Raw genomic sequence first — 12,031 nt, 5'->3', positions numbered from 1 at the left:
GTCCGGCACTGGCTACGTGCTCAGTGCAGGTGGAATTCGCGCCGCAGCAGCGCCTTGCCGTCCGGTCCGAACAGGACAGCGCGGGTGGATTGCGGCTTCATGCGCACGGGATCGCCCATGCGCACGCCGGCGAGATCGTCGGCCTTGACGATCATCTGCTTCTCGCCGGGGCGCTTGACGTAGACCAGGGTTTCGTTGCCGAGATGCTCGACGAAATCGGCGGTGCCGCCGATCTCGCCATCGGCGGCGAGCGCGGTGTGCTCGGGCCTGGTGCCGAGGGTGACGCGCAGGCCGGGGGCGGCGGCGATGTTCGCCGCCTCGACGCGGATTGTGCCGCCATCATCGAGTTTCACATCCGCACCGGCATCGTCTCGCGCAGCGATCTCGCCTTCCAGCAGGTTCATCTTGGGCGAGCCGATGAAGCCAGCGACGAAGAGATTGGCGGGGTTGTGGTAGAGTTCGAGCGGCGAGCCCACCTGCTCGACGATGCCGCCGTTCAGCACCACGATGCGGTCTGCCATCGTCATCGCCTCGACCTGATCGTGGGTGACGTAGATCATCGTGGTCTCCAGCTGCTTGTTCAGCTTCACCAGCTCGGTGCGCATCTGCACGCGCAGCGCCGCGTCGAGATTCGACAGCGGTTCGTCGAACAGGAATCCTTTCGGATTGCGAACGATGGCGCGGCCGATGGCCACGCGCTGGCGCTGGCCGCCGGAGAGTGCCTTGGGGCGGCGGGCCAGCACCTTGTCGAGTTGCAGCATCTCGGCGGCGTGGGCGACCTTCCGCTCGATCTCGGCCTTGGGCACCTTTGCCATCTTGAGCGCGAAGCCCATGTTTTCCGCGACCGTCATGTGCGGGTAGAGCGCATAGGTCTGGAACACCATGGCAAGGCCGCGCTTGTCCGGGGGGATCTCGTTGGCGCGGACGCCATCGATGCTGAAATCGCCGCCGGAGATTTCCTCGAGCCCCGCGATCATGCGCAGCAGCGTCGTCTTGCCGCAGCCCGAGGGACCGACGAAGACGACGAACTCGCGATCGTCGATCGACAGGTCCACGCCCTTGATGGCGTGGAAGCCTTCATATCGCTTCTCGACCTTTTCAAGCAGAAGTTTCGCCATGATCCGCTCCTATTTCACCGCGCCGAATGTGAGCCCGCGCACGAGGCGGCGCTGGGTCAGGCTGCCAAAGACCAGAATGGGGGCGACCGCGAGAACCGAGGCCGCCGAGAGTTTCGCCCAGAACAATCCCTCCGGCGCCGAGAACCGCGCGATGTAGGCGGCGAGCGTCCCGGCATGGGAGGCGGTGACGTTGATGCTCCAGAATGCCTCGTTCCAGGCGAGGATGACCGAGAGCAGTGCCGTGGAGGCCACACCCGGACCCGCGAGCGGGAGCAGCAGATGGATCATCTGCTGGCGGGGGCCAACACCGTCGACACGCGCGGCTTCGAGAATTTCGTGAGGTATGTCCTTGAAGAAGGAGTAGAGCATCCAGACCACGATGGGCAGGTTCATCAGCGTGTCGATGGCCACGAGACCAAGCCGCGTGTCGAGCAGGTGGACGTTCTTGAGGAAGAGATAGATGGGCATGAGCACGCCGACCGCCGGGAGCATCTTGGTCGAGAGCATCCACATCAGGGTAAATTCCGTGCGCTTGCCGGGGAAGAAGGCGAGCGCGTAAGCGGCGGGAAAGGCGATGGCGATGGCGAGCACGGTCGCACCGACGCTGACGATCACGCTGTTCAGCGCGAAGAGCAGGTAGCCGGCATTCTGCGTCGCGTCGAAAAAGCTCCTGAGCGTCGGCGCAAAGATCAGCAGCGGGGGAATCGCGATGGCCTGGCCTTCGGTCTTGAAGGCGGTGACGAGCATCCAGAGGATGGGAAAGAACATGATGAACGCGGCCGCCCAGGCGAGGAGGCCGAGGACGACGCGGCTGGCGAGGGAGGATTTCATCGGCGGGACCTCACGCCTGCAACGTGCGCGAGACCGCGCGGATGAGGAAGAAGGCGAGGATGTTGGCAAGCACGATCGCGAACACACCTGCCGCAGAGGCGCTGCCGATCGAAAAATCGTTGAGCGCGCGGATGAAGATCATGTAGGTCAGGGTCGTCGTCGCATCGCCAGGGCCGCCATTCGTGGTGGTGTAGATGACGGCGAAGGCCGAGAGCATGAAGATCGATTCCAGCATCACCACGATCGAGATCGGCCTTCCGAGATGCGGCAGCACAATGTAGCGCAGGCGGGCGAGGCCCTTCGCACCATCCATCCGCGCGGCTTCGAGCTGGTCGGTATCGAGCGATTGCAGGGCGGTGAGCAGGATGAGGGTGGCAAAGGGAATCCAGCGCCATGAATAGATGATCACGATCGAGAGCATCGGATAGACGCTGAACCAGGCTATGGGTTTGAGGCCGATCAGCGTCATCAGCCAGCCGGCGAGGCCGCTGACCGGATCGAGCAGCAGGTTCTTCCAGATCAGGGCGGCAACCGGCGACATCACGAAAAAGGGCGCGATCGCCATTAGCCGGGCGATGTTGCGGCCGGGGAAGTCGTTGTTCAGCAGCAGGGCGATGAGCGTGCCGAAGACGATCGAGGCGGCGAGCACGCCGGCGACCAGCACAACGCTGTTCCAGATCGCCGTCCAGGTCGAGGAATCGGTGAAGAGATAAGTGTAATTGAGGCCGCCATTATAGGCAGCGGGCGGCTCCATCAGATTGTAGTGCTGAAACGAGTAGAGGATCGTCTGCAGCAGCGGCAGGATCGACCAGAGCAGCAGAAGGATGACCGCGGGCAACAGCAGCGGCAGGGTTCTCACCTGGCGGCGCTGCGTGGCGTCCGATCCGCTCGGCGTTATCGTGGCTGACGTCGACTGGCTCATCGCACGCTCCCGCTTTCCGAGGGGGTGGCGTCGCTCCAGTCGACCCGGAGCGACGCCACCCTGTTGCCGCAATCAGTGGTACCCGGCTTCCTTCATCGTCCGCGCCGTGGCGTTCTGGGCCTGGGCGAGGGCGGCGTCGACCGATTTCTGCCCGGCGAGGGCGGCTGCGAGCTGCTGGCCAACCTCGGTGCCGATCCCCTCGAATTGCGGGATCGCGACGAACTGCACGCCGGTATAGGGGACTTTCTTGAGCGTCGGATTATTCGGATCGGCGCTCAGGATCGCTTCCTTCACCTTCGAGGCGAAGGGTGCGGCCTTGATGTAGTCCGGGTTGCTGTAGGTCGAAATACGGGTACCGGGCGGAACCTGCACCCAGCCGAATGTATTGCCGACGAGCTTCAGATAGGCCTTCGACGTGGCCCATTCGAGGAACTTCATGTCGGCTGCCTTGTGACGCGAGGTCTTCGGCATGGCGAGCGCCCAGGCCCAGAGCCAGTGCGCGCCGTGCGGCGTGACCGCGACCGGAGCGGACACCATGCCGACTTCATTTGCGACCTTCGAGGTCTTCGGATCCCACAGCGTGCCGGCGGCAACCGTGCTGTCGATCCACATACCGCATTTGCCCTGGCTGAACAGCGCGAGATTCTCGGTGAAGCCGTTCGAGGTGACGTTCGGCGGACCGTATTTCTTCTCGAGGTTCACATAGAAATTGGCGGCCTTCTTCCAGGCCGGGCTGTCGATCCGCGGCTGCCACTTCATGTTGAACCAGCGGCCGCCGAACGTGTTCACCAGCGTGGTGAAAAAGGCCATGTTCTCGCCCCAGCCCGGAAGGCCGCGCAGGCACATGCCGTAGATGCCTTTCGAGGGGTCGTTGATCTTGGCGGCGAATTTCGCGATCTCGGTATAGGTCGGGTGTGCCGGCATGGCGATGCCGGCGGCCTTGAAGAGATCCTTGCGGTAATAGGTGGCCGAGCTTTCGGCATAGAACGGCAGGGCATAGAGCGTGCCCTTGTAGGACAGGCCCTTGCGGACGGTGGGGAACAGGTCCTTCGCGTCGTAGTTTGCGGGCAGGTTCTTCACCGGGGCGAGCCAGCCGGCCTTGCCCCAGATCGGCACTTCGTAGGAGCCTACGGTAACGATGTCGAAATTGCCGGAATTGGTCGCGATATCGGTGGTGACGCGCTGGCGCAGGGTGTTTTCCGGCAGCACCACCCAGTTCAGCTTGATGCCGGTTTCCTTGGTGAACTGGGGCGACAGTTTCTGCATTTGCAGCATGTCGGGGTTGTTGACCGTCGCGATCGTCAGCGTCGTCGCGTGCGCGGCGGCGATGCCGAGGCAGCCGAGGGCGAGTCCGCCCATCGCAGTCCTGATCTGTCGTTTCATGAACGTTTCCCTCTCGAACAATCCGGTTCATCGACTGAAGCACGGCGCCTCCAAACCGCGCGCCGGAACGTGCGCAGACAAGGCTGCGCGAGGTGAGCCCGTTTCGGGCTGGTTCAACCAGGGGAGTTGCCGCCCGCCGTCCCTCGCAGGGGCAGCCGGAGGTCGGGTATCCCCCCTTGCGTTGCGTCCAACAGGCCGGCGCAACTTGTGATTCGCAGGTAGCTAACTTTCGATTGGAAAGTCAACGACAAAATCATGTCGCGCCGCAACATCAAAAAATAGGAATTTGAAATAGAAATTCGCTAAAAATAGCGAAAAATCTGGCTTGCCGGAGAAAACCCGTCTTTCGTTTCGAAACCTATAGACTTCCGCCCGGGTTGCTGGCATCGATGCCGTATGGAACGCTCCGGGGCATCGGTTTGACGGTCGGCGCAAAGAGCGCGGTGTTGCAGCGACGGTTGCAGATCGCCGACTGGATCCGTCAATACGGGCAGATGCGCGTCGATGAACTCAGCACGGCGCTGAAGGTTTCCGAGGTCACAATTCGCGGCGACCTGACCTATCTCGAGGAGCAAGGGCTCATCGTCCGCAGTTTCGGCAAGGCGATCGCGGCGAAATCGGCAGCGCCGCGCGACCGGCCGGCCGGCGCGCCGCTGACCAAGGCGCAACTGGTGCCGATGCTGCGCCGGGCGCAGGCGCTGATCGGGCCGGACCAGACGGTACTGGTCGGGCCAGGACCGCTGGCGACGCAGGTGATCCCGTGGCTTGCCGAAATTCCGGGACTTTCGGTGGTGCTGACCAGCGCCGAGGCGATCCCGCTCGCGCGTATCTGCCTCGATGCGCGGATCCATCTGCTTGGCGGCGAAATCGCCCCCGACAGCGGCATGATCGAGGGCGCTGGCGCGCTCAGGATGCTCGACCATTTCGCGCTCGGCTGGTCAATCTTCGAGGCGGATGCGCTCTCGGCCGATGCCGCCCTGCTACTCGCCGCCAAGCCCGCCGAACGGCTGGCCGAGGCGGCGATCCGGCGCAGCACGCGCAGCATCGTGCTGATCGGCAACCCTGCGCTCTCGCTCGAACGGCGGACCGCCCAGCTTGGGCTTGCCGGGATTTCCGACCTGATCCTGCCCGGGCTGCCGAGCAACCGGCTGCGCGACATCCTGCTCGGCGCCGGGTTCAGGCCGGTGGAGGCAGAGGGCGGCAGCGAAGCGCATTTCTCCAGCCACCCGGCGCGCCAGCGCGGCGGCGTGCGGGCTTTCGGCGAGGCGTCATGACCGGCATGATCGTGACCATGGGTGAAATCCTCGTCGATATTCTCGCCGAGGAACGCGGCCAGGGCTTCCACGAGCCCGGCCGGCTGCTCGGCCCCTTCCCCGGCGGCGCGCCGGCGACCTTCATCGCCCAGGCGGCACGGCTCGGCGCCGGCGCGGGCATCATCTCCTGCATCGGCGATGACGATTTCGGCTGGCTCTGCGTCGATCGGCTGCGGCGCGAGGGGGCGGATGTGAGTGCCGTGCGGATCGAGCCGGACCAGGTGACGGCGAGCGCCTTCGTGCGCTACCGCGAGGATGGCGACCGCGACTTCCTGTTCAACCTCAAGCGCAGCGCCGCCGGGCGGATCACGATCGACGCGGCGGCGCGGGCGATGCTCGCCCAATGCGCGCATTTCCACATCATGGGCTCGTCGCTGTTCTCGTTTCATATCATCGACGAAATGAAAAAGGCGATCGAGCTGGCCAAGGCCAACGGCGCGGTGATTTCGTTCGATCCGAACATCCGCAAGGAAATGCTGACGATCCCGGAAATGCGCGCCGGGCTCGAATTCATGCTCGGCTATACCGACATATTCCTGCCCTCGGGGCCGGAGATCCTGCTGCCGACCGAGGCGAAATCGGAGCGCGCGGCGGTCGAGGAATTGCTCGATCTCGGCGTGCGGATGGTGGTGATCAAGCGCAGCCGCAAGGGGGTCAGCTTCCGCTCGCGCGAGGAGCAGTTCGACCTTCCGGCCTTTCCGGTGGAGGAGGTCGACCCGACCGGGGCGGGCGATTGTTTCGGCGCCGCCTTCGTCACCTGCCTGTTGCAGGGAATGGGGACGCGGCGCGCGCTCGACTATGCCCGCGCGGCGGGCGCGCTGGCCGTCAGCCGCAAGGGCGGGATGGAGGGGATCGCCGATCTCGCGACACTCGACGCCTTCATCGCCGATGCCGGCTGAGCCGTAACCGGGACGAGGAGAACCGCCATGAGCCATGCTGAAATCCCTGTCGTCATCGGCGTCGATGTCGGCACCGGAAGCGCACGCGCGGGCGTGTTCGGCCTCGATGGGGCGATGCATGGGAGTGCGACGCGGGCGATCGGCGCCTGGCGGCCGCGGGCGGAGTTCATCCAACAATCGAGCGCGGATATCTGGGCGGCGGTGAGCGAGTGCGTGCGCCGCGCAATGGCCGAGGCCGGCGGCGGGCTGGTGGTGCGGGGCATCGGGTTCGATGCGACCTGCTCGCTCGTGGTGCTGGATGCGGCCGGCGCGCCGCTGCCGGTGGAGCCGGACGGCGACCCGGCGCAGGACGTGATCCTGTGGGCGGATCATCGTGCGCGGGCGGAAGCGGAGGAGATCAATGCGGGCGGGCACGAGGTGCTGCGCTATGTCGGCGGGCGGATCTCGCTGGAGATGGAGACGCCCAAGCTGCTGTGGCTGAAGCGGCACGCCCCGCGAAGCTGGGCGGCGGCGCGGCATGTTTTCGACCTGCCGGATTTCCTCACCTACAGGGCGACCGGTGCGACGAGCCGCTCGCTCTGCTCGACCGTCTGCAAATGGACCTATCTCGGCCATGAGGGGCGCTGGGACGAGGCGTATTTCCGGGCGATCGGGCTTGGCGAACTGGCCGATGAGGGGTTCGCGCGGATCGGCACCACGATCCTGCCGATCGCGACACCGGTGGGCGGCGGGCTCTCGGCCGAAGCGGCAGCGGCGTTCGGGCTGACGCCGGGGATTCCGGTGGGTACCTCGGCGATCGACGCGCATGCGGGCGGGATCGGGGTGATCGGCGCGGCGCTCGACGGGGTGGCGCCGGATGCGGCCGCGCTCGGGCGGCGGGTGGCGCTGATCGGCGGGACGTCGTCCTGCCACATGGCCGTGGCGCCGGAGCCGCGCTTCGTGCCCGGCGTGTGGGGGCCATATCACGCGGCGATGCTTCCGGGGCTGTGGCTGAACGAGGGCGGGCAGTCGGCGACCGGGGCGCTGATCGACCATGTGGTGACGACCCATGCCGCCTATCCCGCACTTGCTGCCGCGGCGAAGGCGGAGGGGGCGAGCATATACGAGCGGCTGAACGCGCTGGTCGGGCAAATGGCGGCTGCGGCGGGCTCGACCGCGGCGCTGACCGGGGATTTGCACGTGTTTCCCGATTTTCACGGCAACCGCTCGCCGCGGGCCGATGCGAGCCTGCTCGGCATGATCTCGGGCCTGAAGCTCGCGGCGGACGAGGCGGATTGCGCGCGCCTCTATCTCGCGACGATCCAGGCCGTGGCCTATGGCACGCGGCACATCATCGAGACGATGAACGAAAACGGCTACGCGATCGACACGATCATGGCGACCGGCGGCGGGACGAAGAACCCGCTATTCCTGCGCGAGCACGCGGATGCGACGGGATGCCGGATCGTGCTGCCGGCGGAGCCGGAGGCGGTGCTGCTCGGCAGCGCCATGATTGGCGCCGTGGCCGGCGGCGCCTATGCCGACCTGCCGGCGGCGATGGCGGCGATGAGCCGGGCCGGGGCGGTGATCGCGCCGGAGGCGGCGAGTGCTGCGTTCCATGCCCGCAAATATGCCGTGTTCCGGCGGATGCATGACGACCAGATGGCGTATCGGGCGCTGATGCGGGGCTGAGCCGGCCGGGACCTGCCGGATCAGCCTTATTGGTGTATTGTTGTTGCCATGCCGAACTCACTCCTCGCCGTGCGAGTCGCACGCGGCCATCCCCGCCTCTTTACCGGACTGCTTTGCGGCCTTCTGGCCGCGGTGGTGCTGCCGGCCACGATCGCACCGACGCTGCGCGCGGTGCTGTGCTGGGATATCGCGGTTGCCGCCTATGTCGTGCTGGCGATGGCGCATTTCAGCCGCGCCGATCACCGCCGGATCGGGGACGACGCGGTGCGGCAGGAAGAAGGCGAATGGACGATCTTTGGCCTGAGCATCGCCGGCGCGCTGATGAGCTTCACCGCGATCGTGATCTTCGCCGCGCGCGGCAAGGGAGCGGGCGCGGCGGCGCACACGCCCTATGTCGCGCTGGTGGCGGCGACGCTGGTGGCCTCGTGGCTGATGACGCAGATCACCTTCACCTATCGCTACGCGCATGAATATTACGCGGCGACGGCGAGCGGTCCTGCGGGCGGACTCGCCTTTCCGGGCAGCGAGGCGCCCGACTATCTCGACTTCGTCTATTTCTCGTTCGTGCTGGGGATGACGTTCCAGGTGTCGGACGTGAACATCCTCAGCCGCAAGATGCGCCGGCTCGCGACGTTGCAGGGCGTGATCGGCTATCTGTTCAACACCGTGGTGCTGGCGCTCGCCATCAACATCGCGGCCGGGCTGTTCTGATCCGGGCTATTTCGCGGCCTTGTAGGCGGCGGCCTCCTCGGCGCTGGCGACACCGCCATGCTTCGCCGACCAGGCCACCGGGTCTTCCAGAAAGCGGCGCACGCCGGCGAGCGTCGCCTCGGGGAAATAGTCGCCGCCGCGGCAGGCTTCCAGCACGTCCCACCAGGTGCAGAGATGGTGCAGCGACATGCCCATCTCGGCCAGCGTGTTGAGGCTGCCGGGGAAGACGCCGTAATAGAATACCACGAAGACATGGTTGCAGATCGCCCCGGCCTCGCGCAGCGCGTTGGCGAAGTGGATTTTTGATCCGCCATCGGTGGTGAGGTCTTCGACGAGGAGGGTATTCTTGCCCTCCGGCACGTCGCCCTCGATCTGGGCGTTGCGGCCGAAGCCCTTGGGTTTCTTGCGGACATAGGCCATCGGCAGGCCCATGCGGTCGGCCATCCAGGCGGCGTAGGGGATGCCCGCGGTCTCGCCGCCGGCGACGGCCTCGATCGTCTCGAAGCCGACATGACGATAGAGCTTCTCGACGCCGAGCTCGCAGATCTTGGCGCGGGCGCGGGGGAAGTAGATGATCTTGCGGCAGTCGATATAGACCGGCGCCTTCCAGCCCGAGGTGAAGGTATAGGGTTCCTCGGGGCGGAAATTCACCGCCTTGATTTCGAGCAGGATACGGGCCGCGGTGAGCGCGGCGTCACGGTCCCAGTCGGTCGCGTGGCCCAGGCCAGACGTCATGTCGATCCTCCAAGTCTGGCCGCCGTCCTAGAACACCCCTGCCCTGCCGTCCACCGTCTTGCGGCGGGCGGGGCGCATGGCTAGACCGTCGCAAACTGCCGCAAGGAGCTTCGGAATGGCCAAGATCAAGGTTAAGAACCCGATCGTGGAGATGGACGGCGACGAGATGACCCGGATCATCTGGGGGTTCATCAAGGACAAGCTGATCCTGCCCTATCTCGACATCGACCTGAAATATTTCGATCTCGGGATCGAGAACCGCGATGCCACCGACGACAAGGTGACCGTCGATTCGGCGCTGGCGACACGGGAATACGGCGTCGCGGTCAAGTGCGCCACGATCACGCCGGACGAGGCGCGGGTCAAGGAATTCAACCTCAAGCAGATGTGGCGCAGCCCGAACGGGACGATCCGCAACATCCTCGACGGCACGATCTTCCGCGAGCCGATCATCTGCGCCAACGTGCCGCGCCTGGTGCCGCACTGGTCGCAGCCGATCGTGATCGGCCGCCATGCCTATGGCGACATCTACCGCGCCGCCGAAACCAAGATCCCCGGCCCGGGCAAGGTGCAGCTCTCCTATATCCCGGCCGATGGCAGCAAGCCGCTGATCCTTGACGTGCACGACTTCAAGGGCCCCGGCGTCGCGCTCGGCATCCATAACACCAAGGCCTCGATCGAGGGCTTCGCCCGGGCGAGCTTCAATTACGGGCTGGCGCGGAACTATCCGGTCTATCTCTCGACCAAGAACACCATCCTCAAGGCCTATGACGGCATGTTCAAGGACGTGTTCCAGGATATCTTCGATGCCGAGTTCAAGGCTGAGTTCGACAAGCGCGGCCTGACCTACGAGCACCGGCTGATCGACGACATGGTCGCCTCGGCGCTGAAGTGGAACGGCGGCTATATCTGGGCCTGCAAGAATTATGACGGCGATGTGGAGAGCGACATCGTCGCGCAGGGCTTCGGCAGCCTCGGGCTGATGACCTCGGTGCTGATGAGCCCGGATGGCAAGACGGTGGAGAGCGAGGCAGCGCACGGCACCGTGACCCGCCACTATCGCGAGCACCAGAAGGGCCGCCCGACCTCGACCAACCCGATCGCCTCGATCTTCGCCTGGACCCGCGGCCTCGCCTATCGCGGCAAGTTCGACGAGACCCCCGAGGTAACCGAATTCGCCGAGACGCTGGAGCGCGTCTGCGTCGAGACGGTGGAAAGCGGGTGCATGACCAAGGACCTCGCGCTGCTGATCTCGAAGGAGCAGCCCTGGATGACCACGCAGGACTTCCTCGCCAAGCTCGACGAGAACCTGCAGGCGGCGATGGCGAAGCGCCAGGCCGCATGATGGTGGGGCCCTGCGATCCATCCCCGGATTGCAGGGCCGAACACCAGGCAGCATTATTGACTGAAGGACGGGCTGCCTTCCCTATATGGGAATGATGGAAAGCATCCCGTTCTCGGTTCTCGATCTCGCCCCCGTGCCGGATGGCGCGACACCGGGCGACGCACTCCGCAACAGCATCGACCTCGCCCGCCACGCCGAAGCCCTCGGCTTCAACCGCTACTGGCTGGCCGAACACCACAACATGCCCGGAATCGCGAGTGCCGCCACATCGGTGGTGATCGCGCATGTGGCGCAGGCGACGACGCGGATTCGCGTCGGTTCAGGCGGGGTGATGCTGCCCAACCACGCGCCGTTGGTCATCGCCGAGCAATTCGGCACGCTGGCCGCGCTGCATCCGGGGCGGATCGATCTCGGACTCGGCCGCGCGCCCGGCACCGATCCGCGCACCGCCCACGCGCTGCGGCGGAACATGGAGGGGACCGAGGCGCGCTTCATCGAGGATGTGATCGAGCTGCAATCCTATTTCCAGCCGGCGGAGCCGGCGCAGGCGGTGCGCGCGGTGCCCGGCGCGGGGCTCGGCGTGCCGGTCTGGCTACTCGGATCGAGCACGTTCTCGGCCGATCTCGCCGCAGCTCTCGGCCTGCCTTTCGCCTTTGCCGCGCATTTCGCGCCCGACCTGCTGGGGACGGCGCTGATGCGCTATCGCAGCCGATTCCAGCCTTCGGCACAACTGCCCAAGCCGCATGCGATGGTCTGCTTAACCGTGTGCGCCGCACCGGATGACGCGGAGGCAGCGTTCCTGTTCACCTCGCAGCAGCGCGCCTTCGTCAATCTGCGGCGCAGCCAGCCCGGGCTGCTGCCGCGCCCCGCCCCGCTCGACGGGGTCTGGAGCGAGCGCGAGCGCGCCGGGGTGGAGCATGCGCTGGCCTATGCGATGGTCGGAGGCCCTGCGCGGGTCGCAGCAGGGCTCGCCGGCTTCATGGCGGAATTCCGCCCCGACGAGCTGATGATCGCCTGCCAGATCCACGACCACGCGTTGCGGCGGCGCAGCTACGAGATCGTGCGCGAGCTGCGCGGCGGCCTGAGCAAGGCCGCCTGAGTCG

11 protein-coding genes are annotated in these 12,031 nt (G+C 65.9%); 6 read left to right on the top strand and 5 right to left on the bottom strand.

Translation table 11 applies throughout. The features are described 5' to 3' along the window. Positions 1–20: 20 nt before the first annotated feature. From B7Z76_RS04650 to B7Z76_RS04635, 4 genes are all read right to left on the bottom strand, one after another. A complete protein-coding gene (locus B7Z76_RS04650; RefSeq protein ID WP_174502501.1) occupies positions 21–1,118 on the bottom strand; it encodes an ABC transporter ATP-binding protein in 1,098 nt (365 codons plus the stop codon). Positions 1,119–1,127: 9 nt separating this feature from the next. Continuing rightward, the gene (locus B7Z76_RS04645) at positions 1,128–1,949 is read right to left on the bottom strand and encodes a carbohydrate ABC transporter permease (RefSeq protein WP_174502502.1); all 822 of its coding nucleotides are present in this window, start codon (positions 1,947–1,949) and stop codon (positions 1,128–1,130) included. A 10-nt stretch (positions 1,950–1,959) separates the two neighbouring features. After that, positions 1,960–2,871, bottom strand: coding sequence for a carbohydrate ABC transporter permease (locus tag B7Z76_RS04640; protein WP_174502503.1), 912 nt, complete (start codon positions 2,869–2,871; stop codon positions 1,960–1,962). A 72-nt stretch (positions 2,872–2,943) separates the two neighbouring features. After that, entirely contained in the window at positions 2,944–4,254 is a 1,311-nt protein-coding gene (locus B7Z76_RS04635) for a sugar ABC transporter substrate-binding protein (RefSeq protein WP_291342434.1), read from the bottom strand. Between the two features lie 419 nt (positions 4,255–4,673). Here B7Z76_RS04635 and B7Z76_RS04630 point away from each other — a divergent pair, with 419 nt between their 5' ends. Genes B7Z76_RS04630 through B7Z76_RS04615 form a run of 4 tightly spaced genes read left to right on the top strand, consistent with a single transcriptional unit; the run spans position 4,674 to position 8,848 of the window. Further along, entirely contained in the window at positions 4,674–5,528 is an 855-nt protein-coding gene (locus B7Z76_RS04630; RefSeq protein WP_236656217.1) for a DeoR family transcriptional regulator, read from the top strand. Continuing rightward, positions 5,525–6,466, top strand: coding sequence for a sugar kinase (locus B7Z76_RS04625; RefSeq protein WP_174502506.1), 942 nt, complete (start codon positions 5,525–5,527; stop codon positions 6,464–6,466). Before B7Z76_RS04630 ends, B7Z76_RS04625 begins: the two co-directional genes overlap by 4 nt. Positions 6,467–6,493: 27 nt before the next feature. Further along, entirely contained in the window at positions 6,494–8,137 is a 1,644-nt protein-coding gene (locus tag B7Z76_RS04620) for an FGGY-family carbohydrate kinase (protein WP_174502507.1), read from the top strand. A gap of 48 nt (positions 8,138–8,185) precedes the next feature. After that, positions 8,186–8,848, top strand: coding sequence for a DUF1345 domain-containing protein (locus B7Z76_RS04615; protein ID WP_174502508.1), 663 nt, complete (start codon positions 8,186–8,188; stop codon positions 8,846–8,848). A gap of 6 nt (positions 8,849–8,854) precedes the next feature. On the opposite strand, the gene B7Z76_RS04610 is transcribed toward B7Z76_RS04615, so the two are convergent. After that, entirely contained in the window at positions 8,855–9,583 is a 729-nt protein-coding gene (locus B7Z76_RS04610; protein WP_174502509.1) for an orotate phosphoribosyltransferase, read from the bottom strand. Positions 9,584–9,698: 115 nt separating this feature from the next. On the opposite strand from B7Z76_RS04610, the gene B7Z76_RS04605 reads away from it, so the two are divergent. Further along, on the top strand, positions 9,699–10,928 hold the full coding sequence (locus tag B7Z76_RS04605) for an NADP-dependent isocitrate dehydrogenase (RefSeq protein WP_174502510.1): 1,230 nt from the start codon (positions 9,699–9,701) through the stop codon (positions 10,926–10,928). 85 nt (positions 10,929–11,013) lie between these two features. Next, positions 11,014–12,027 (top strand): LLM class flavin-dependent oxidoreductase, encoded by a 1,014-nt coding sequence (locus tag B7Z76_RS04600; protein WP_174502511.1) that lies wholly within the window; start codon positions 11,014–11,016, stop codon positions 12,025–12,027. Positions 12,028–12,031: the final 4 nt, after the last annotated feature.

Source organism: Acidiphilium sp. 20-67-58 (assembly GCF_002255515.1).
Lineage (GTDB): Bacteria > Pseudomonadota > Alphaproteobacteria > Acetobacterales > Acetobacteraceae > Acidiphilium.
The sequence above is the reverse complement of the archived record's forward strand: the minus strand, read 5'-3'. Positions and strand labels throughout refer to the sequence as shown.